This window comes from Mesorhizobium sp. M0408 (assembly GCF_040321495.1).
GTDB lineage: Bacteria > Pseudomonadota > Alphaproteobacteria > Rhizobiales > Rhizobiaceae > Mesorhizobium.
Genome location: NZ_JAMYRO010000006.1, coordinates 122,449 through 144,197, shown reverse-complemented (window position 1 = coordinate 144,197; position 21,749 = coordinate 122,449). Strand labels below are relative to the sequence as shown.

The 21,749-nt window shown below is 62.5% G+C and carries 20 protein-coding genes; 5 read left to right on the top strand and 15 right to left on the bottom strand.

What is annotated here, in order from left to right:
* Positions 1-81: 81 nt before the first annotated feature.
* Positions 82-1,458, bottom strand: coding sequence for an FAD-containing oxidoreductase (locus NKI67_RS09425; RefSeq protein WP_023679521.1), 1,377 nt, complete (start codon positions 1,456-1,458; stop codon positions 82-84).
* Positions 1,455-1,916 (bottom strand): DUF4126 domain-containing protein, encoded by a 462-nt coding sequence (locus NKI67_RS09420; RefSeq protein WP_352586742.1) that lies wholly within the window; start codon positions 1,914-1,916, stop codon positions 1,455-1,457. Before NKI67_RS09420 ends, NKI67_RS09425 begins: the two co-directional genes overlap by 4 nt.
* 145 nt (positions 1,917-2,061) lie before the next feature.
* On the opposite strand from NKI67_RS09420, the gene NKI67_RS09415 reads away from it, so the two are divergent.
* On the top strand, positions 2,062-2,619 hold the full coding sequence (locus NKI67_RS09415; RefSeq protein WP_352586744.1) for a sugar O-acetyltransferase: 558 nt from the start codon (positions 2,062-2,064) through the stop codon (positions 2,617-2,619).
* Between the two features lie 58 nt (positions 2,620-2,677).
* On the opposite strand, the gene NKI67_RS09410 is transcribed toward NKI67_RS09415, so the two are convergent.
* From NKI67_RS09410 to NKI67_RS09400, 3 genes are all read right to left on the bottom strand, one after another.
* Positions 2,678-3,187, bottom strand: a complete 510-nt coding sequence (locus tag NKI67_RS09410) for an RES family NAD+ phosphorylase (protein WP_352586746.1) — start codon at positions 3,185-3,187, stop codon at positions 2,678-2,680.
* On the bottom strand, positions 3,184-3,663 hold the full coding sequence (parS, locus tag NKI67_RS09405; protein ID WP_502898015.1) for a type II RES/Xre toxin-antitoxin system antitoxin: 480 nt from the start codon (positions 3,661-3,663) through the stop codon (positions 3,184-3,186). Before parS ends, NKI67_RS09410 begins: the two co-directional genes overlap by 4 nt.
* Positions 3,664-3,850: 187 nt before the next feature.
* Positions 3,851-4,840, bottom strand: a complete 990-nt coding sequence (locus tag NKI67_RS09400) for a helix-turn-helix domain-containing protein (protein WP_352568026.1) — start codon at positions 4,838-4,840, stop codon at positions 3,851-3,853.
* A gap of 128 nt (positions 4,841-4,968) precedes the next feature.
* Here NKI67_RS09400 and NKI67_RS09395 point away from each other — a divergent pair, with 128 nt between their 5' ends.
* Positions 4,969-5,616 carry a cysteine hydrolase family protein gene (locus NKI67_RS09395; protein ID WP_352568024.1) on the top strand — a complete coding sequence of 216 codons (648 nt, stop codon included), beginning with the start codon at positions 4,969-4,971 and terminating at the stop codon, positions 5,614-5,616.
* Positions 5,617-5,694: 78 nt separating this feature from the next.
* Here the strand turns inward: NKI67_RS09395 and NKI67_RS09390 are convergent, their stop codons facing one another.
* From NKI67_RS09390 to NKI67_RS09355, 8 genes are all read right to left on the bottom strand, one after another.
* Positions 5,695-7,374, bottom strand: coding sequence for a formate--tetrahydrofolate ligase (locus NKI67_RS09390; RefSeq protein WP_352645092.1), 1,680 nt, complete (start codon positions 7,372-7,374; stop codon positions 5,695-5,697).
* A gap of 307 nt (positions 7,375-7,681) precedes the next feature.
* Complete coding sequence (locus NKI67_RS09385) at positions 7,682-8,806, bottom strand: DUF2333 family protein (protein ID WP_023679513.1); 1,125 nt, start codon at positions 8,804-8,806, stop codon at positions 7,682-7,684.
* A gap of 15 nt (positions 8,807-8,821) precedes the next feature.
* Entirely contained in the window at positions 8,822-10,120 is a 1,299-nt protein-coding gene (locus NKI67_RS09380; RefSeq protein ID WP_031212593.1) for a DUF6638 family protein, read from the bottom strand.
* A 198-nt stretch (positions 10,121-10,318) separates the two neighbouring features.
* Positions 10,319-12,229, bottom strand: coding sequence for an AAA family ATPase (locus NKI67_RS09375; RefSeq protein WP_023679510.1), 1,911 nt, complete (start codon positions 12,227-12,229; stop codon positions 10,319-10,321).
* 24 nt (positions 12,230-12,253) lie between these two features.
* Positions 12,254-13,399 carry a hypothetical protein gene (locus tag NKI67_RS09370; protein WP_023679509.1) on the bottom strand — a complete coding sequence of 382 codons (1,146 nt, stop codon included), beginning with the start codon at positions 13,397-13,399 and terminating at the stop codon, positions 12,254-12,256.
* A gap of 35 nt (positions 13,400-13,434) precedes the next feature.
* A complete protein-coding gene (locus NKI67_RS09365) occupies positions 13,435-14,523 on the bottom strand; it encodes a hypothetical protein (protein ID WP_023679508.1) in 1,089 nt (362 codons plus the stop codon).
* Positions 14,524-14,738: 215 nt separating this feature from the next.
* Positions 14,739-15,128 carry a c-type cytochrome gene (locus NKI67_RS09360; protein ID WP_023679507.1) on the bottom strand — a complete coding sequence of 130 codons (390 nt, stop codon included), beginning with the start codon at positions 15,126-15,128 and terminating at the stop codon, positions 14,739-14,741.
* 127 nt (positions 15,129-15,255) lie between these two features.
* Positions 15,256-15,867 carry a thymidine kinase gene (locus tag NKI67_RS09355; RefSeq protein WP_023679506.1) on the bottom strand — a complete coding sequence of 204 codons (612 nt, stop codon included), beginning with the start codon at positions 15,865-15,867 and terminating at the stop codon, positions 15,256-15,258.
* Between the two features lie 237 nt (positions 15,868-16,104).
* Here NKI67_RS09355 and NKI67_RS09350 point away from each other — a divergent pair, with 237 nt between their 5' ends.
* The 3 genes from NKI67_RS09350 (at position 16,105) to choV (ending at position 19,191) form a co-directional block, all read left to right on the top strand.
* Positions 16,105-17,040 carry a choline ABC transporter substrate-binding protein gene (locus tag NKI67_RS09350; protein WP_023679505.1) on the top strand — a complete coding sequence of 312 codons (936 nt, stop codon included), beginning with the start codon at positions 16,105-16,107 and terminating at the stop codon, positions 17,038-17,040.
* Between the two features lie 118 nt (positions 17,041-17,158).
* Complete coding sequence (gene choW / locus NKI67_RS09345) at positions 17,159-18,013, top strand: choline ABC transporter permease subunit (RefSeq protein WP_254819158.1); 855 nt, start codon at positions 17,159-17,161, stop codon at positions 18,011-18,013.
* A complete protein-coding gene (gene choV / locus NKI67_RS09340) occupies positions 18,010-19,191 on the top strand; it encodes a choline ABC transporter ATP-binding protein (RefSeq protein WP_023679503.1) in 1,182 nt (393 codons plus the stop codon). Before choW ends, choV begins: the two co-directional genes overlap by 4 nt.
* Before the next feature lie 236 nt (positions 19,192-19,427).
* Here the strand turns inward: choV and NKI67_RS09335 are convergent, their stop codons facing one another.
* A complete protein-coding gene (locus tag NKI67_RS09335; RefSeq protein ID WP_023679502.1) occupies positions 19,428-20,837 on the bottom strand; it encodes an ATP-binding protein in 1,410 nt (469 codons plus the stop codon).
* Positions 20,834-21,550, bottom strand: coding sequence for a response regulator (locus tag NKI67_RS09330; RefSeq protein ID WP_352568020.1), 717 nt, complete (start codon positions 21,548-21,550; stop codon positions 20,834-20,836). The genes NKI67_RS09335 and NKI67_RS09330 overlap by 4 nt, the downstream gene beginning before the upstream one ends.
* Between the last annotated feature and the right edge of the window lie 199 nt (positions 21,551-21,749).

Genomic DNA, 21,749 nt, shown 5'->3' with positions numbered 1-21,749 from the left:
GGCGGAACACATGCCCTTTTGCCGCTGGGCTGTCGATTGGTCCAGCCGGCGCCGCCATGGGCGCACGATTCTACCCGGCCGTCACACCAGCGGCTTCAATTCCTGGGCGATGGTCGGCAGAAGCTCCGAGACGTTCGGGTGGATGTGCACGGCGCGCGCCAGCGTGCTGACCGGCGCTTTGGCATACATCAGGTCGAGCACGCAGTGCACCGCCTCGTCGCCGCCCGGGCCGAGCACCGAACAGCCGAGGATCTCCTTGGTGTCGGCATCGACCAGGATCTTCATGAAGCCTTGCGTCTCACCTTTTTCGACTGCACGGCTGACGCGGGTCATTGGCCGCTGGCCAACCAGGGCGCGGCGGCCGGATTTCCTTACCGCGGCTTCGGTCATGCCGCAGCGGCCGAGTGGTGGGTCGATATAGAGCGCATAGGCCTCGATGCGGTCGCTGACCTTGCGCGGATCGTTGTCGAGCAGGTTGGCGGCGACGATCTCGTAATCGTTGTACGAGGTGTGGGTGAAGGCGCCCTTGCCGTTGCAGTCGCCCATCGCCCAGATGCCGGGCACGCTGGTGCGCAACTGGTCGTCGACGACGATGAAGCCGCGTTTGTCGACCTCGACGCCGGCTTTGTCGAGGCCGAGATCGTCGGTGTTTGGCGTGCGGCCGAGCGCCAGCAGCACATGCGAGCCGACCGCAGCCGCCTTGCCTGGCGAGAAGGTCACGGCGATTTCGTTGCCTCGCCTGGCGAAGCGGATGTCGTCGGCGCCGAGATGGACGGCAATGGCTTCGTTTTCGAGGATCGACAAAATGGCGTCCGAGACATCCTCGTCCTCGCGACCGATCAGACGCGGGCTTTTTTCGATGACCGTGACTTCGGAACCGAAGCGGCGGAACATCTGCGCGAATTCGAGCGAGACATAGCTGCCGCCGACAACGATGAGATGGCGCGGCAGCACGTCGAGATCCATCATCGAGGAATTGGTCAGGTAAGAAATGCCGTCGATGCCGGGCAGGCCGGGCACCGAGGCGCGCCCGCCGGTGTTGAGGAATATCTTTTCGGCGCTCAGCAGATCGTCGCCGACGCGCACCGTGTTGGCGCTTACGAAGCGCGCATGGCCGCGATAGAGCGTGCATTTGTCCATGCCGGCAATCCAGTCTTCGAGATTGCCGCGGGCGTCGTTGGAGACCTTGTCCTTGCGCGCCTTGATCGCCTTGTAGTTTACGCCGACGGGACCGGATAGCGTCACCCCGTAATCCGCGGCGGAGCGGGCGAGATGCGCGGCATAGGCGCTTGCCACCATCGTTTTGGTCGGCGTGCAGCCGGTGTTGACGCAAGTGCCGCCGACCAGCTTTCGCTCGATCAGCGCCACGCTCATGCCGGCCGCATTCAGCCTGCCGGCGAGCGGTGGGCCGGCCTGCCCGGCACCGACGATAATGGCGTCGAATGTCTTTGCCGTCATGCCACCGCCGCCACGATCAGAAGCCCGCCGACGATCGCCACAGCGTCCTCGATGAAGGCGGCCGGCGGGTCCTTGCCGAAGGCGGCGGCCAGGCGTTTACGCGCCTCGGCGCCGCCCAGCGTGCCGATCACCGCGCCAACGGCGCCGGCGATCAGGCCGCTGATGGTGGCGCCGCCGGTCGCTCCGATCACCGCGCCGGTGAAAGCGCCCAAGACGATACGCGTGCCGAATTGCTGCGGCACCTTGCGGCTCGGCGCCGAGGGCAGCTGGTCGGTGACCAGTTCGGCGATGGCCAGGATGGTGAAGATGCCGACGGCGATCCAGTGGCCCATGAAGCTCGCCCAGGTGCCGGCGACCGGCAACCAGCCAAGCCAGGAGCCCCAGGCAACCGCGGCGGGCGCGGTCATGGCGCGAAGCCCGGCAACGATGCCAATCAGGAGTGCAAGAATGTACAGCATGATTGATCCCTCGATGGCGGCTTGGGACGTATCCGAGAGGGCAGGCTACCATAGGTCCGGTATTTGACCAGAGGTGGTGTCGCCGCCGGCGCTTCCGTATTTTCACCACTTGTGCTTTGGCAAAATTGAAACTGGAGTTGCAGCCATGGCCGGAAGCGAACGCATGAAAATGGCGGCGGGCGAGTGGTATTGCTGCCTCGATCCGGAACTGGAGGCGTTGCGCATCACGGCGCGAGACGCGGTGTTCGAGCACAACAGCCTGCCGCCCCGGCAGCGTCGCGACATCGGGCCTGGATTGCGGACGCTGCTCGGCGCTGCGGGCGAGGGCGCCCGGATCGAGGCGCAGTTCCACTGCGCTTATGGCTTCAACATCTTTCTCGGCGACCGCGTTTTTCTCAATGCCGGCTGCATCATTCTCGATACGGCGCCAGTGCGCATCGGCAAGGGAACGCTGCTCGGCCCGAATGTGCAGATCTATTGCGCCGAGCACCACAAGGAGGCTGCGGGGCGGCAGGCAGGGCTGGAGATCGCCAGGCCGGTCGAGATCGGCGACAATGCCTGGATCGGCGGCAGTGCCGTCATCCTCGGCGGAGTCAGGATCGGCGATGGCGCCATCGTCGGCGCCGGTGCTGTGGTGACGCGCGACGTGGCGGCGAACACCACGGTGGTCGGCAATCCGGCACGGGTAATCAGCAACAACTGAGCACCGTGCTTCTGTTGCCGGTCACGTCCTCGTTCTGATGGACATGGGGGCGGCTATGTCACTTGGCCGCAGGTGGATGCAACCGTGTGTCGAGCGCAAACGCCTCCTGGGTCTTCATGGCGTATGCCCCTCTGGCGAGGCTCGCGTCGAAGATCAGGTTCCAGCTATGCTGCGATACCGCGCTCGGAATTACCACGAACCGGTGCCGTTGCAGAAGATCGTCGCCAAACGCCTGTTGCCCGGAGCTCGGAATGCCCGGGCGCAACCAGTTGGGATTGGGCACGGCGGCGGGGTCGACGATATGCACATCCGCGACATCGCTGACGATTGCTGCCGTCATGACATGCGCAATCGTGTCGAGCGCCCTGAAGCCCTTATGGACCGCAACCTCGAGGATCGCAGTCGACGGATCGATCGAGCAGTAGACGGCGCGCACGCCCTTGCTGTTCCAGCGTCCGCCCACCCTGTATGCGCCCTCGCCACTATCCCATGTAGGCGCAAACGGGGCTTGATCGAGGCGCCATCCGATGAGGTCGGAGCCACCAAGCGCCGCCGGCAGCGGCGTCATGCATAAACGCCATATTCAAGCCGTTCCAGATAGTCTTCTACAAGCTCGATCCCCGCCGGCGTCGCCAGAAGGTCGATTGGACGACGCTGGTCGAGCCCAATCGCCGGGCGCTCCAGCCATTGCTCTGCCTCCGCCTGCGAACCGAACACGTCGGTAGCTTTCGACAGGATCTCCGCGAACTTCCAGGTGCGTCCGCTCTGGTCCTGACTGAGAGGCTTGGACGGAGCATCCTTGCGGCGCTGGTAGGTGCGCAGGCTCATGCCGACGGCCTTTCCCAGCGAATCGGTCTTCTGGATGAAGACGAGTTGCCCGATAAGATGGTCCAGCGCTGAAGCCGGCAGGCCGTGCAGAAGCAACTCGTGGGCATCCAATGCGCTGCTGAGGCGCCTTGCCAGAATGCGGCTGCCGCCTAGCAATTTCGCCACCTTCTGAAGTTCATTGTTTTTTGCTGCTGGCGCAGCCTTTTCCAATGCCATCGCCACGGCGAGCCCTCTTCGCGTCATCTGTCGCTTTAATATATGACAGATGACGCAGAGCCTTTCAAGCACGACAGGATCGAGAGCAGGGCAATCGCTTCGAGAGAAAAGATAGCCTACTCGGGCCAGATGGCAGTCCAACGTCGGCACTGAAGCGATTGCCCTGGAATCGAGCGCGAGCCGAATTTCACCTCGGCATGTGCGCCACGCGCTCCTCCTGAGCACTCTTCGAGAATTCGCGCCGGTACTGCGCCGGCGAGGTTCTGAGGCGCGCTGCGAAATGCTGGCGCAGCGAGGTAGCGCTGCCGAAGCCGGCCTCGAAGGCAACCGTGTCCATCGATTTTTCCGTTGCTTCCAGCAGCCGTTGCGCCAGCTGGACGCGCTGGTCGGTCAGCCAGTCGCCGAAACTGGTGCCGATCGTTTTCTGGAAACGGCGCGTGAACGTCCGGCGGGTGAGGCCGGCGTGACCGGCAACGCTGTCCAGACTGTGCGGCTCACCCAGGGTTTTGCGCACCGCTTCGAGAGCCTGGGTGAAGCGGTCCGCATTGCCGGTCCTGGCGATGGGACGTTCGATGAATTGCGCCTGCCCGCCCTGCCTGTGCGGAGAAAGCACGATCTGCCGGGCAAGGCGAAGTGCCGCCTCCGCGCCGTAACGAGCCCGTACGACGTGCAGGCAGCAGTCGAGCCCGGCGGCGACACCGGCGGATGTCACGACATCGCCATTGTCGATGTAGAGCACTTCCGGTTCGACGAGAATGTCGGGATAGAGTTCCTGCAGCTGATCCGCGTAGGCCCAGTGCGTCGCCGCTCGCCGCCCCGAAAGCAGTCCGGTCGCCGCAACAGCGAACGTTCCCAAGCACAGTCCGACGATCAGCGCGCCGCGCTCGTGCGCGCCAAGCAACGCGTCGATCAATGCGGCTGGAGGCGAGCTCCCGAGATCCTTCCAGCTTGGCACGATGACGATGTCGGCGTCATCGAGCGTGGAAAGCCCGTGCGGGACGCTGATGGTCAGCCCGGCATCGGTGCGGATCGGCCCGTCCTCAATCGCGCAGACCCGGAAGTCGAAGCGCGGCAGGCCGAGCTCCGTGCGATCCGCGCCGAACACGAGACACGGCACGGAGAGATGAAACGGGCTGATGCCATCGAAGGCGATGGCGGCAACGGCAGGATCGGTCATGGGAGCTCCAGCAACGGGTGAGGCCGATTGTCCCAATTCTTTCGAATAATGTCAATCGGGACACTTTTTGCAATCCGGTGCCGAGCTTATCGTCCACCCATCAATGTCCAACGGGAAAGGAAAACCCCATGTCGCAACCAGCCAAAGGCAAAGCTCCACGCCGCGCCCTCATCGTCATCGATGTTCAAAACGACTATGACGGCGGCAACCTCGCCATCCAGCATCCGCCCTTCCGCGACAGCGTCGTCAATGTGGCGCGAGCGATGGATGCGGCCACCGAGGCAGGCGTCAAGGTGGTGGTCATCAAACAGTTGGCGCCGGAAACCTCACCGGTCTTCGCCAAGGGCAGCCATGGAGCCGAGTTGCACCCGGAAATCGCCAGGCGAAACCGCGACCACTACATCGAAAAGAACTTGCCCAGCGCCTTCACCGGCACGGACCTCGAGGAGTGGCTGCGCGCCAACTCTATCGATACGATCACAGTCATCGGCTACATGACGCATAATTGCGACCTGTCGACGGTCATCCACGCCGTGCATATGGGTTTTGAGGTCGAGTTCCTGTCGGACGCAACGGGATCGTTGCCGTACGCCAACAGCGCCGGCTACGCTTCGGGGGAGGAAATCCATCGCGTCGTGACGGTCGTATTGCAGTCGCGCTTCGCGGCCGTTCTCAAAACCGCCGAGTGGATCGATTGCCTGAAGACCGGCGTGGTACCCCAGCACGACACACCCTATGCCTCCAACCAGCGCGCGCTGGCGCGAAGCGCGGCTTAGGGACGAGCTCGTCGCGAAGTCGCCAAAAAGGGCGCCGCAGCGTTGCGGCGCCCTTTGCCGTTCGAGCATTGATTATCCCTAAAACAGGCCTTCGATCTGGCCCATTTCATTCAGGAAAATCTTTTCCGAGGATGGCGCTTTGGGCAGGCCGGGCATGGTCATCACCTCGCCGCAGATGATGACGACGAAGCCGGCGCCGGCAGACAGCCTGACCTCGCGCACCGGCACGGTGTGGCCGGTCGGCGCGCCGCGCAGATTCGGATCGGTGGAGAAGGAATATTGCGTCTTGGCCATGCAGACCGGCAAATGACCGTAGCCGGCGTGCTCCCAGGCGTGGAGTTGGTCGCGCACCGATTTGTCGGCGATCGCTTCGGAACCGCGATAGATGCGCTGGACGATGGTGTTGATCTTCTCGAACAGCGGCATGGCGTCGGGATAGAGCGGGGCGAATTGCGACGCGCCGGATTCGGCCAACGCCACGACTCTTTTGGCCAGTTCCTCGATGCCGGCCGATCCCTGAGCCCAGTGCTTGCACAGGATCGCCTCTTCGCCCATCGAGGCGACGTAGTCCTTCATCGCCTGGACCTCGGCCTCGGTATCGGAGTAGAAATGGTTGATGGCGACCACTGCCGGCACACCGAACTGGCGGATGTTCTCGATGTGGCGGCCGAGATTGGCGCAGCCCTTCTTGACCGCCTCGACGTTCTCCTTGCCGAGGTCCTCCTTCTTGACGCCGCCATTCATCTTCATGGCGCGAACCGTGGCGACGATGACCGCCGCGGCGGGCCTCAGGCCGGCCTTGCGGCATTTGATGTCGAAGAACTTTTCGGCACCGAGATCGGCGCCGAAACCGGCTTCGGTGACGACGTAGTCGGCAAGCTTCAGCGCCGTCGTCGTGGCAACGACGGAGTTGCAGCCATGCGCGATGTTGGCGAAGGGGCCGCCATGGACGAAGGCCGGGTTGTTCTCCAGCGTCTGCACGAGATTGGGCTGCATGGCATCCTTCAAGAGTACGGCCATGGCGCCGTCGGCCTTGAGGTCGCGCGCATAGACGGCCGACTTGTCGCGACGATAGGCGACGATGATGTCGCCGAGGCGCTTTTCCAGGTCCTTCAGGTCGGTCGACAGGCACAGGATGGCCATGACTTCCGAGGCGACTGTGATGTCGAAACCGGCCTCGCGCGGGAAACCGTTGGCGACGCCGCCGAGCGAACAGATGATCTCGCGCAGCGACCGGTCGTTCATGTCCATGACGCGGCGCCAGACGACACGGCGGGTGTCGATGCCGAGCTCGTTGCCCCAATAGATGTGGTTGTCGATCAGCGCCGACAGCAAGTTATGGGCGGTGGTGATGGCATGGAAATCGCCGGTGAAGTGGAGGTTCATGTCCTCCATCGGCACGACCTGCGCGTAGCCGCCGCCGGCGGCACCGCCCTTGACGCCGAAATTCGGTCCGAGCGAAGCCTCGCGGATGCATACGATGGCCTTCTTGCCGATGCGGTTGAGGCCATCGCCCAAGCCCACCGTCGTCGTCGTCTTGCCTTCGCCGGCCGGTGTCGGGTTGATGGCGGTGACGAGGATCAGCTTGCCATCCTTGTTGCCCTTCACCGACTTGATGAACTCGGCCGAGATCTTCGCCTTGTCGTGGCCGTAGGGCAGAAGATGTTCGCTCGGAATGCCGATCTTCTGGCCGATCTCCTGGATCTGCTTCTTCCTGGCGCCGCGCGCGATCTCGATGTCGGACTTCACTTCGGCCATGGACGACTTCCCTCTGAATTGGACGGATTTGACTAGTGTGGTCGCAAGAATAGCCCGGCATTGCAGGCGCGGGCATGTTCTACCCCTGTCGCTGCCGCGGCGTCAACTTTCATGCAACTATGTTTCCTACGAAGAAAATGCCTCTGCGGCCGGCTGCCCTGCTACAGGTTCTTTTCGCGCCGGTTGCCGCGCCGTATAGAAGCCAGAGCAGGCGCGGTTCCGCCGTCTCAAAACAGCCGCGTAATACGCGAAAAGCGACAGAAGCAACGGCGCAAATTCACCAGCGCCGGCTGTGCGGGACGATCCGCTACTGCGTCAGCACGTTGCTGATCTCGACCATGTTCGAGCGCACCCTGAGTATGTAAAACCCCATCGTCGTCAGATGTGTCGGCAACAGCCAGCCGTCCTCGCGGCCATTGGCGATGATGAAGGGCTGGATGCGCAGCGCCGAGACGAATTGCGCGTCCATCGTATCCCACAGGTTCTGCAGGTGCTTTTCCTTGATGACGTCCTCGAAGTCGGCCTGTGCGCCCTTCATCAGCCCGTAATAGGCATAGAGCTGGCCATAGGCGAACCAGAAGCGGTCGTCGGCGCGTGTGTCGAACCAGCCATTATTGTGGTTTTCGGCACGCTCCTTGAGGATCGCCGAGGTGGAACCGATATCGGACGAAATGCGGTCGATATACTGCTTGAGATTGTCGGCGCGGGCATCGAATGTCGCCTGGCAGGCTGCGAGGCGGGCGTTGAAGGAACGCAGCTTGCGCACCGCGTCGCGATAGTAGCTCGGCGTCGGCGTCTTGGGCCCGAACGGGTTCAAGCCGAAATACCAGGTTTCCTCATCGAACTGCAGATTGCCGCGGGCGTCCTGCAGGTCGGCGTCGATCTGCGAGGTGGTGCGGACGCGGCCGAGATTGTCGGCAAGCTCGGTCGCCGTGCGCCGCACCGCCTGGTTGATGCCGCGCTGGAACGACGCCTTGTTGTCCATGAACGGCGTGTGGTCCCAGTCGATGCCGAACAGGCCGAGCTTGTAGAGGATCATCGACGACACCCAGGCATTCTGGTTGACGTTGAAGTCGGTCAGGTCGGCAGCGACCTGGGCAATGGCTGAATTTCCGCAGGTCTTGGCCGTGTCGGTGCCGGCGCCGGCGGAAACCTGTTCACCGGCGGAGCTGTTGCGTTTTTCGAACGTGTATTTGTCGACGTAATTCGGGTCGAAATTGTTCCACCACTGGGTGGCGTAGAAGAAGTTGACATAGAGACCGATCAGCACGAGCACAGCCAGGCCGAGCACCGCCTTCAGGATCCAGCCGCGTTGCGTGTACCAGCGCCCCGCCCACAGGAACGGCCACAGGATCGCGCCGATGAGCAGGCCGATGCCGCGGCCAATCCACTGGAAAATCCGGGTGAAGAAATTCACGATCGGATCAAGCATGGCGATGTCACCCCCTCAGTCAGTCAAGCCGTAGAGGCGTGTGCGAAACGCCACCTTGTCCTTCAGATATGTGGTTTTCAGAACGTCCACAACATGCGATCGCCAGGCGTCGCTGAAGCCTTCATAGTCCCTGTAGAAGCCCGGCTTGTTGAAGACGTAACGCGAAACGAAGTCCTGCGGCACGAAGTCCGAGATCAGCTGGTTGGTCAGCCAGGCGTCGGGATGGTCCGGCTTGGCGCGGATGACCAGGAAGCGCTGCTGCGGGAACACGTCCTCGATCTTGAGATGGCCGAGCTGGGCGATCTCGCGCTTGGCGGCGTTGAGGAAGGGAAAATTGCCGTCCCTGGTGATCAGATCGGTATGGCCGTGGATCCAGGTCTGCAGCCAGACCTTGTCGACGTCGGTCAGATTGCGGTCGGGATCGGCGTCGCGGATCAGCGCGCGCACCACCATTTCGGCGCGATGCTCGAGATAACCGGAGGTTTCGATCCATGAGGCGCGCGGCAACTCGAGGCGGCCGGTCGAGGCGAGGAACTTGAATACCTTGTCGGCGTCGTGGATCGAAAGGTAGCTCACCTGCCATGGCCGCGAGCGGCGGAAGCCCGGCGCTGCCGGGTCGCTGATCACCGTCGTCACGTCGGGATCGACGAACACATAAAGTCCGCCGAAATGGCTGGTCCAATAGGCATTGTGGCGGAAGATCACCTGGTCCGGCACCAGCGCATTCTCGCGGATGTCGCCGCAGATCTTCGCCAGCTCGACCATGTGGGCAAGCATGGCGTTGTCGCGCCAGGCATCCGGTTCCTGCTTCAGCCGGTCGACCAGCTTGCCGAGTTCAGCGGCCTTGCCGAGCACATCCTCGGCCGACAGCACCTTGAATTCGACCTGATTGATCGACAGCAGGTCCTCGATGTCGTCGACCTTGGGGACCGAATCCTCGATCTCGCCGTAGATGACGTCCTTGATCGTCAGCGCATCGATGGCGCGCTGGTTCTTGGACATGAACTCGTACATCAGCAGCGAAGTGTTGGAGAACGCCGTGTGCACCACCGGCAGGTCGATCTGCGACGGCGTCAGGATGATGAAGCGACGGTTGACCTCGTTCGGATCGAGGTAGCTGTAGTCGCCGCATTCCTCGGCGACCTGCGGCGAGAAGCCAGTGCGATCGATCTCGAAGCTTTTCAACTTGGTCGGCTTCAAGCCGAACGCGACCATCGCCTTGTTGTAGCGCTGGATCAGGTGCGGCTCGTCGATCGTCAGCAGCCGGCCGTAGATCAGCTCGTTGTCGCGCAACAGATCGGGTTTCTTAGCCATTATTCCTTCTCCCCGTTCACGGGGCGAAGGTGCCCGAAGGGCGGATGAGGGGCGCGAACGCTCCTTCTCCCCTTGTGGGAGAAGGTGGCCGAGCGAAGCTCGGTCGGATGAGGGGTGTTCCAGCTTGACGAATACCCCTCATCCGTCGCCTTCGGCGACCCCTTCTCCCACAAGGGGAGAAGGGGGCGTCGGCGCATCTCACGCATTCCACAGCCCCTTTTTCTTCATATCCTCGATCTCGCGGACGGCACGCTCCCGCAGACGGGTGTCGCGGATCATCTTGGTCACCGCCGCATCATCGGACTTGTCGGAATAGCGGAACTCGGAATCCGCGTAGCGGTTGATCTCCTGCATGACCATGTCCATCGAGAATGGCCCGCGCAGCTCCTCGATCATGGCTTTCTTGTCGTCGTAACCCTTGTGCATGAAGGCTTCCGGCTTTTCGAACCACTCGTCCGGCAATTCGATGTCCATGGCGCGCATCTTGATGGCATCGGTGACGTTCTTGATGGCGCGACCGGTAAAGCGCGGCTCGGCATCCTTGATCATATGCAGATAAGTGCCGATGTCGGCCATCGTCTTTGGCGCGCCATTCTCCTTCATGTAGCGCTCATAGACCTTCATCAACCCGTCTTCCTGTGGCTTCTCATGCTCCTCGTAAGCTTCCATCACCGCGCGCTGGATCTCTTGCGCCACATAGAGCTTGTGGTCGCCGAGCGGGATCTTGTGGTTCTTGCCGGCGAGCAGAACGAAGATGTCGATGTAGTCGTCGCGGCTCTGCGGGCCGTCGACCAGCCAGCGCGCGCCGGCGCGCTGGCGTAGCGCGTCGTCGACGTTTTCGGGATAGTTGGAGAACATGCCGAACGAGCAGTTGCCGCGCACCACGGTCGCCGCACCTCCAAAGGCGTCCATCAGGACGCCGGTGATTTCCTGCTGGCCGGCCGAGGCGCGGTCGTCGGACCGGCGTGCCGCCACCTGGTCGATATCGTCGATGGTGCCGAAGCCGATGACGCGCGGGTTCAGCACATTGTTGATGAACTGGCGGCAGTTCTGGCCGGACTTGCCCTGGTAGGAGGAGATCTGGTCGACGCCGAAATTCTCGTAGGCGAAGGGATAACCGGCGACCTGGCAATAACCATTGAGAAGACCGGCGATCATCTGGATCAAGGTTGTCTTGCCGGTGCCGGGCGCGCCATCGCCGATAAAAGTGAACAGGAAGCCGCCGAGCTCGACGAACGGGTTCAGCTCGCGCTCGAAGTCATAGGCCATCAGCATCTTGGCAAGCTTGACCGACTGGTATTTGGCGATGTGGTTGCCGACGACCTCTTCCGGTTTTTTGAAGGTCATCACCAGCGGCTTTGCCCGCTTACCCGGCGCGACGTCGAAGCCGTCAAGGGTAAAATCGTCGACGTCGATGCGGATATGCGCGTTCTCGAACGGACCGATGCCGTCGAAGCGGCCCTTTCGCGCCAACAGCCCGTCGATGGCGACGCGGGCAAAGGCGCGGGCGCGGGTCATCAGGTCGGCATCGTCCTTCGAACCCGCTATCGCCCTGTCGAGCCCGGCCACGATCGACTTCACCGCATCCTGTGGCGTGTCGAACAGAAAGTCCGGCTCGGGCGTGTCGTTCGGCGCCTCGCCGTCGCTGTCGATCAGCTGGAACAAATAGGAGGCAAGGCTGAAGGCGGAGATGTAGGCAGAGGCCGACAGCAGCTTCTTGAAGGTGGCAGCTTCATCGCCTTCGAGCGGCGCGCGGGCGTTTTTCGCCTGCAGACTTTCGAGGTCCGAGCCCTCGGCGAAGACATCCGATATGGCCAGCGCTATCGCTGTGCCGCGCCGGGCGCGAAACAACAGCGTGTGCTGCGGGATAGTCAGCAACTGGTCGTCGGAATGGACGGCGGCGACGGTTTTGGAGAGCTCGACCTCGCGCGTGCGGCGCACCGAGCCGACCGAGACGGTAGAGACGAAGCGGCGGTTGGTGCCGGCAAGCGCGGTGCCGGACTCGCGCGATGGGTCCTCCAGCACGACGATGCGAGTGATGAAACTTTGCGCAGTGGCACGGTGCTTTTCAATTGCCGCTTCCGGGATGGTGGTCAGGCCGGTGTCCATGGAGGATGCTCCGCGATTTGATGGTCAGACGTCGCTGATGACCTGCCCTTTGGACAGGATGTGGACCTTGTAGCCCGAAAAGATCTTCTGCGCCTCGCCGGCGGCATAGAGCGCCTGATAGGCCTCGTGCGGAATCAACGCATGGTTCTCATAGCTCGACACGCCTTGCCGCGCGGCCTCGAGATCGTCGGTATTGATGAAGAATTCCTGCGTCGTCTTTTCGCTCGAAAACAGCCCCTTGCGGCCTGGCTTTTCGGCCTTGGAAAAGACCTCCTGGATGGTCCAGGTCAGCAGCCAGGCGTTTTCCGGCTTGCGCACCTTGGCCAGCACTTCGCTCACCGTCGAATTGTTGTCGGTAATCCCTGCAGAATAGAACGGGCCGAGCACGACGCGACGCAGTTGCTTGGGATGCAGCGGCTCGAAATCCTTGTCGAGGTTGACCGCGATGGTCGCCGGCGACAGCGCGTAGGCGGAATTCTTCTCGGTGAAATCGTCGAAACGGTGGGCAAGCTCGGGATTGAGCAAGCCGTCGACCGGCAGCGGAATGTCGACCCTCTCATTAAGTTTGCCACTGGAGTCGACAAGCTGCCGGATCATGTCGTCCGAGGAATCCTCGACCGTCACCATATACACAAGCGGCAGGTTGGCGCTGCCGTCGAAGCAGGCCCAGTGGACCAGATAATAGGGGCGCAACGTCTTCGGATTGACCGACACCTTGACCGTCTGGGCCAGCGTGAACGGGCCGAAGGTGGTCTCGCTCTTGACGTCCTCGAGGTAAAGCCGCTCGGCCATCGACTTCTGCAGCGCTTCGGGAAATTCCTTGTGGCGCAGGATGAAGTCCGCCATTTCCTCGCGCAGCTCATCGGCCAGCGGAAGGTTGGCGAGGCGCGCATCGGCCTGGAGCCGGTCGTTCTCCAACTCGAGCAGGTTCTGGAAGACCGGAAAACCGCTTTCGGCGCGCGAGATGCGGAACGTCTCGGTGAAGCCCAGCCGGTTGCGCCAGCACGAGAACGACTTGTCGAGCCGCGCAATATATTCGGCGACGACCTTGGCGACGATGCCGTGCCGATAGAGCGGCGAGCGATCGTCGCGCATGAACACTTCGAGGCCGCCAAGTGCCGCCGTGATCGCCGAGAAATAGCGCGCCGCAGCTTCGTTTTCGGGGGTCATGCTGCCAGCCCTTGGGAGCAGTGCACGTGCAGCAATTACGATTGCACGTAATTTGCCGAATTGTGCTTCTTCATCACATCGTCGAAGCGGCGGGCGAAGGCATCGTCGGCGAGCTTCTTGCGGCGCTGGATGTCGGCGGTGGCGACCATGTTCTTCTCGTGCATTTCAAGCAGATCGCCGATGTGCTTTTGCGAGGCGGCACCAATGCCGGCCATGGTCTCTTCGGCGGTGTTGTCGACCTGGCTGCCCAGCGTGTTGATCTTGTGGGCGACATCCTGTTGGGCGGCGGTCTTCAGCGAATCTTCCAGCGCCTTGTACAGAACGATGCGCTGCTCGGTATCGATGGTCAGCTTGTTGATCAGCGTCGATTGCGCCGCGATCTGGTTGTTGAGCGAATCGACGAAGGTCTGGAACATCGAGGTGTAGCGCTCCAGCGTCTGGCTTTCGGCCAGCAATTCCTGCTCCTTGGCCTGCTTCTCGTTGTATTCCGTGGCCAGTTTCGAGCGTTCGCCTTCCAGCTGCGTGCGCACCTTCTGGCTGGTCGAGGCGGCGATCTTGTTCTCGATGTCGAGCAGCATCGGGTTGAGCTCCTCGATGCGCTTCTGCACGGTCTCGAGATTGGACATGGTGGTCTTGCGGCGCTCGATCACCTGCGACAGGCTGGCCTCGGAGGTCTTGTAGCGCGTGTCGAGAACCTGCTTCTGAGCCTTGAGGATGCCGACGATGGTGTCGGATTTCGCCAGCAGCTCCTGCAGATTGCCGGCCAGCGACATGTTGCGGACGCGGTCGGTGCGCAGGCGCTGCTTGCGCTGGCTGGAGAAGACACCGACGAAATTTTCCCAGCCGGTGTAGTTCTTCATGCTCTCGAATTCGGCGCCGAAGACGTTGGTGGCGTCCTCGAGGCCGATAATCAGGTCGGCGATATTGCCTTCCATCACCTTCTGCTGCTTCAGCACATCCTCAATGCGGGCATTCTCGATGTCGAAATTGGCGTCGCCGATCTTCTTGTCGGCGGTGGCGAGCGTGTCGAGCACAGTACCGGACTGCTCGATCTTGGTGCGCATGTCCTCTACGACCTGCTTGGTCTTGGCAATCTCGGCATCGAAATTCTGCAATGTCGCCATTGGGGCCTCCCGCTTCGGCATCGGTTTCGTTTCGCAAACCGCCGCGAATATATGTGCCGGGTTTGGCGAATGAAAGACGGAAGACATGGGATTACAGGAAAACAAAAGAATTTCAGGAGGCCGACCGCAGGATAGTCAGGCAATGATTACGGTGTAACTGCCGTCCGGTCAGACACCGCTTCAACCGCGGCTGGACTTTAGGTCGGGAGCGACGCTCAGGGCTTGGGATCGGCCTTGAGGTAGGCGATGACATTGGCGATGTCGTCGTCGCTGGTCAGGCCGGAGAAGGCCATTTTGTTGCCGGGGACCTTCTGCCGCGGCGCCCGCAGGTATTCGGCGAGGTTTGCTTCGTCCCAGACCAGGCCGGCGGCGCCGGCGTCCTTCATCCCCTGCGAGTAGCGGCTGAGATAACTGTCCGCGGTGCCGGCGGTGCGGCCGACGACACCCAGCAGATGCGGGCCGACCTTGTCGTGGTCGCTCGTGGCCTCATGACAGGCCATGCATCTGTTGAAGACTTTCTTGCCGAGAGCGGCATCGCCGTCGGCATGCGCGGCAAGAGCGCCGGCGATGAGGAAAGCAGCGGCAGACGAAATGGCTCGAAGCATGGGAACTCCCCGACGGCTCTGGCTGAGAGGTTCTGAAATAGCAAGCAGGCCTTAAACAAGCGCCGCACGATGGCGCGATTGGTGAACGAATGTCGGCCGGGAGGTCGGATGAAAGCAATAGCGCTGGTCAGGTTTTGGTGAAGCCGATGAAATCGTCGGGCACGGCGCGGCCCATTTCTTCTTCCCAATGGCGGCGGCAGAGCGAGACATAGACATCCTTGCCGATCGCCACCTGTTCGCCCTGTTTCGCCACCTTGCCGTCGGCGCCGAGGCGCACCACCATCGTCGCCTTGCGGCCGCAACGGCAGATGGTGCGCACCTCGCGCAGGTCGTCGGCGATTGCCAGCAGGGTGCGCGATCCGGAAAACAGCTTGCCTTGGAAATCGGTGCGCAGGCCGTAGCACATGACCGGGATGTTCAGCCGGTCGGCGATGCGGGCGAGTTGCCAGACCTGCTCCTCTTCGAGGAACTGCGCCTCATCGACGAAGACGCAATGGACCGTGGCGTGGTCGTGATGCTCGGCGACCCGGGCAAACAGATCGTCGCCGTCGCGGAACATCTCGGCTTCCGTCTCCAGGCCGATGCGCGACGAGATCAGCCCGGTATCGCCCTTGCGGTAGTGGCCGGCGATGAACAGCATCGTCGTCATGCCGCGCTCGCGGTAATTATACGAGGCCTGCAACAGCATCGTCGTCTTGCCGGCATTCATCGTCGCATAATGGAAGTACAGCTTGGCCATGCCGTCCTTTTAAGCCGAGTTGCAACAAAGCGGGGAGGGGGAGCGCCTACATTCCACCGGGAAAAGGCGACTTCCATCCGGAAAGCGGCGGGCGTGTCGCTGATCGGCCAGCCTGCGCCGTTGTTCGTGATTGCCTTAGTGCTTGAAACCGCAGCAGAATGATGTTTGGCTGACGGAACAAAGGCGGAGATAAAACCGTCGCTTCGCTTCACCGAGAACTGAAATGGGAGAATTTTCATGTCGCGTATGAGTTCATTCGTCGCCGGCCTCGGCCTGGCGGCTTTTCTATCCACGACTGGGGCCTTCGCCGGCGATCCGGAAAGCTGCAAGACGGTGCGTCTGTCCGATGTCGGCTGGACCGACATCCAGGCGACCACCGGCGTCGCCTCGGTGCTGCTCACGGCGCTCGGCTACGAGCCGCAGGTGATCCAGCTTTCGGTGCCGGTGACCTATGCGTCCCTGAAGAACAAAGATCTCGACGTGTTCCTCGGAAACTGGATGCCGTCGATGACCAACGACATCAAGGACTATGCCGCCGAAGGCTCGGTCGAGACCGTCAGTGAAAATCTCAGCGGTGCCGGCTACGGCATCGTCGTTCCGACCTATGTCGCCGATGCCGGTGTCAAGACGCTGACCGATCTCGGCAAATTCAAGGACAAGTTCGACGGCAAGATCTACGGCATCGAGGCCGGCAATGACGGCAACCGCATCATCCTCGACATGATCAAGGATCCGAAGACCAATCTCGAAGGCTTCGAACTGGTCGAATCTTCCGAGGCCGGCATGCTCACCCAGGCCGACCAGTCGATGAAGAACAATGAATGGATCGCCTTCCTCGGCTGGACGCCGCATCCGGTGATGGGCGCCATGAAGATCACCTATCTCGAGGGGATGGGAGATAGCGGCTTTGGTGCTGCCACCGTGCATACCAATGTACGCAAGGGCTACATGAGCGAATGTCCGAACGCCGGCAAGTTCATCGCCAATCTGAAGTTCAACCTGGACATGGAAGGCGAGATGATGGACGCGATCCTGAAGGGCGGCGACGCCAATACGGTCGCGACCGACTGGCTGAAGAAGCACCCGGACGCGGTCGCTCCCTGGATCGCCGGCGTCACCACCTTCGACGGCGGCGATGCGGCGGCTGCGGTGAAAACGGCGCTCGGAAGCTGACCCGACCATCTGGCATGACGAGACAAGGGGCAGCCACGGTAGAAATGGCTGCCCTTTTTCATATCCTGTGACAAGATGACCGTCCGGCGAAGGACGGCGCCGGTAGAAGAGGGGCTAGATGGATCCGATCTCCAAATTCCTGGTCAGTTACAAGATTCCCATCGGGGCATGGGGGAAGGCGTTTTTCGGCTTTCTCACCGACAATTTCGACACCATCTTCAGGGCTTTTTCCAACAGCCTCAACTTCCTGCTCGACGGCATCGTCGACGGGCTGCTGTTGCTGCCGCCGGTTCTGCTGATCGCGCTGATCGCTCTGCTCGCCTATTTCCTGCAGCGCTCGAAAGGCCTGGCTTTGGCGGTATTCATCGGATTGCTGTTCATCCTCAACCAGAACCTGTGGAAGCAGACGGTGGAGACGCTGGTGCTGGTGGTCGCCGCCGCCGCCGTGTCGATGGCCATCGGCGTGCCGCTCGGCATCTGGGCCGCGCACAAGCCGAAGGTGTATCGCGTCATGCTGCCGGTGCTCGACCTGATGCAGACATTGCCGACCTTCGTCTACCTGATCCCGGTGCTGACCCTGTTCGGCCTCGGCAACGCGCCCGGCCTGATCGTCACCATCATCTTCGTCATCCCGACCTCGGTTCGGCTCACCCATCTCGGCGTCACCTCGGTGCCGAAATCGATCGTCGAGGCGGGCGAGGCGTTCGGCGCCACCAAGCGCCAGCTGCTGTGGAAGGTCGAGCTGCCTTCGGCGCTGCCGACCATCATGGCTGGGCTGACCCAGTCGATCATGCTGTCGCTGTCGATGGTGGTGTTCGCCGCCCTGATCGGCGCCGGCGGCCTCGGTACGGAAATCAACCGGGCGCTCGGTTCGCGCAGGATCGACCTCGGGCTTGAGGCAGGGCTGGCGATCGTCGTGCTCGCCATCGTGCTCGACCGGATGACGCGCATCGGCGTGGGAGGCAAGAAATGACCGTCGCCGTCGATTTCAGGAATGTCGACATCGTCTTCGGCGCCGACCAGGCAGGCTCGCTGGCGCTGATCGACAGTGGTGCCACCCGAGCCGAGATCCTCGAACAGACCGGCAACGTACTGGGCTGCGCCGGCGCCAGCCTCACCGTGAACGAGGGCGAGATCTCGGTGCTGATGGGGCTTTCCGGCTCCGGCAAATCGACGCTGCTCAGAGCCGTCAACCGGCTGAACGTCGTCTCGCGCGGCCAGGTGCTGGTCAAGGACGGCGACGGTACGGTCGACGTCGTCACCTGCGACGAGGCGACGCTTCGGCGGCTGCGGCAGAAGCAGGTGGCGATGGTGTTCCAGCAGTTCGGGCTGCTGCCGTGGCGCACGGTGGAGGAGAATGTCGGCCTTGGCCTCGAGCTCGCCGGCGTACCCGAAGCCGAGCGCAAGGAGCGGGTGAACAGGCAACTGAAGCTGGTTCATCTCGACCAGTGGTCGAAGAAATATGCGCATGAGCTTTCCGGCGGCATGCAGCAGCGCGTCGGCCTGGCGCGCGCCTTTGCCACCGAGGCGCCGATCCTGCTCATGGACGAGCCGTTCTCGGCGCTCGATCCGCTGATCCGGACCAAGCTGCAGGACGAGTTGCTGCAGCTCCAGGCCGAGCTGAAGAAGACCATCATCTTCGTCAGCCACGACCTCGAGGAGGCGCTGAAGATCGGCACCCATATCACCATCATGGAAGGCGGGCGCATCGTGCAAACCGGCGCGCCGGAAGACATCGTGCTGCGGCCCGCCAACGACTATGTCCGCGACTTCATCGCCAATGTGAACCCGCTCTCGGTGCTGACCGCGTGGAACGTCATGCGCGACCGCCGCGACCTCGAACACGGCGAGAACGGCTGGGTGTGGCTCGACCGGCGCAGGACGACGCGTTTCAAGATCGACGAGCATGGGCTGGTGGCGGCGGCCGAGCGCGACGGCAAGCCCGCGGTATGGGTGTCCTGCGCCGATGTCGAAGCCCAGCCGGAGGAGACGGCGCAGGTGTTCTGGGCCAATCCCGGCACCTCGCTGAAGACCGTGATGCTGGCCATGCATCGCTCGCAGACGGCACCGGTGGCGCTGTTCGACGACCAGTCGCGCTTTGTCGGCGCCATCGGCGTCAGGGATGTGCTGAGCGCGGTGTTGAGAAGGTAGTTTTTCTCCTTGGGGAGAGAACCAAGACCAAACGCCGAGTTCTGTCGCGCCCCCCTCTGTTCTGTCGGACATCTCTCCTACTTGGGGGAGATCGGCGGTTTCGCGGACGGCTCTCACATTCCAACGTTTGTAATTGGCGAAATCGGCGACGACGGCCAATCTTCCCACCTGTGGAGGAGGTGTCCAGCAGAACAGAGGGGGCGCGAAGGAACGCCGGCTTAGCCCGATACCGCAAGCTAAACCGCAAGCGGCAGGCGCAGCTCCGTCATCAGGCCGCCATCGGGATGGTTGGACAGGCTGACTTCGCCGCCGGCGCTACGGGCGATGTTGCGGGCGATGGTCAAGCCGAGGCCGAGGCCGCCGGTCTGACGGTTGCGCGACTGTTCCAGGCGCACGAACGAGCCGAACACGGCGTCGAGCTCGGCTTGCGGTATGCCCGGACCCTCGTCATGGATCGCCAGCGTGATTGTCTTGCCTGATTGACGCAGGCTGAGATGCGCCCTCTTGCCATAGGTCACCGCGTTCTGGACGAGGTTGGTGACACAGCGCCGTAGCGCGACCGGCCGCGCGACGCAGATCAGGCCGCGCGAGCGCGCGTCCTCATTGTCGAAGGAGACCTCGTCGAAGCCGTCGGCGATCGATTCTACCAGCGACCAGAAATCGATCCTCTCGCTCTTCTCCTCGGTCACCTCGAAAGTGGCGAAGTCGATGACCGAGCTGGCAATGCCTTCGATGTCGGCGAGGTCGTGCGCCAGTGCGGCGCGCACGGACGAATTCCTCAGCAGTTCGAGGCGCAGCCGCATCCTGGTCAGCGGCGTGCGCAGGTCGTGCGCCAGTGCGGCCGCAAGATGCTCGCGGTCCTCGACGTAGGCGCGCAGCCTCGCCTGCATGGCATTGACCGCCTTTGCCGCGGTACGCACCTCGCGGCTGCCGCTCTCGGCGATCGGCGGGCTTTTCAGGTCCTCGCCGATCCGCTTCACCGCGGTCTCCATCATCCGGTAGGGCGCCGTCAGCCGGCGCAGCGACCAGATCGAGGAAGCCACCACCAGCCCGGCGATCAAGGCATAGAGCGGCAGGCTATCGAAGCTCAGTATCGGTCCGGCCGGTGTGTTCGGCTCGGTGAAGTTCAGCCATTGGCCGTCGGCAAAGCGAAGCGAAGCGGTCAGCTTGTCGCTCTGGGCGAAATCGGCCGCCAGCACCAGCAGGTCGCGCTCGACCTGGCCGATATCGGGACCGGCGACCGTCCCACCGGGAGCGTCGGCTTCGTGCGTTGCCGGGTCGCGGCGGACCCGCGCGTCGGTGATGCCGAACTTCGATAGCCGACCGACCAATATGTCTTCCAATTCGGCCAGTTCGTCGTCGCCGGCTATCGACGAAGTAACGGCGGGCGTGTCGGAGACGGTGAGCGCATAAGTGGCGTTGAACAGGCCGGAGGCCGTCGCCTTGCGCTGTTCCGGCGTAGCATCATGCATCAGCTGCACCAGCGAGAAGGCGCGGTCGTTCAGCCGGTAGAGATCGACGACGTCATTGGCGGCGGCACGGTCGCGCGAAACGATGTAAAGGGTCGCGATCTGGCTGATCAGCAGGCCGGCGATGACGATGAGCAGCACCCAGACCGGCAGCGTTTGCGGCAGGATGCGTCTCATTCGGAGGTCGTCTCAGGCAGGAACTGGTAGCCGCCGCTGCGCACGGTCAGGATCAGCTTCGGCGTTTTCGGGTCGTCCTCCATCTTGCGCCGCAGCCGGCTGACCAGAATGTCGACGCTGCGGTCGAAGCTGTAGCCGCTGTCGCCGCCGGACAGCTCGATCAGCTGCTCGCGGCTCAGTACGCGCTGCGCGCTCTTGACGAAGGTCTGCAGGAGATTGAATTCGGCCATCGTCAGCTCGATCCTGACGTCGCCGGGCGCCATCAGCCGGCGGCGCGAACAGTCCATCGTCCAGCCGGCGAAATGGTAGATCTGCCGCGAGGCGGCGCGTCGCGGTTCGGCGGCGCCATTGCGTCTCAAGACGGCACGAATGCGTGCGAGCAGCTCGCGCGGATCGAAGGGTTTCGGCACGTAGTCGTCGGCGCCCATCTCCAGCCCAACCACGCGGTCGGTAGTTTCGGTAACCGCGGTCAGCATGATGATCGGCGTCGAATAATTGGCGCGCAACTCGCGGCAGAGCTCCAGCCCGCTCTTGCCGGGCAGCATGACGTCCAGGACGATCAGGTCGACCTGGGCGCGGCGCAGGATGGTCTCCATCTCGGTGCCGTCGGCGGCGATCGATGTATGCAGCCCTCGCTTCTGGAAAAATTCCTGAAGCAGGTCGCGAATGCCCTTGTCGTCGTCGACGATCAGTATGTGGGGGTCGGATTTCACCGGGAACCTGTCATTTGTGGATCGCCCAAGCGCTGCTTCGGCCGTCAGCCAGACGATAGAATTCAGGCCATAAGTTGGCCAGTGAAGATCGGCGGCTCGATCCGGGCTGCCCAGAAACAATCCAGAAACAAAATTCTACAATCCGGAAAAACTGCCGAAAAAAATCAAAGGCATAAGTGGTGCCGTGGCGGTCAGGTCA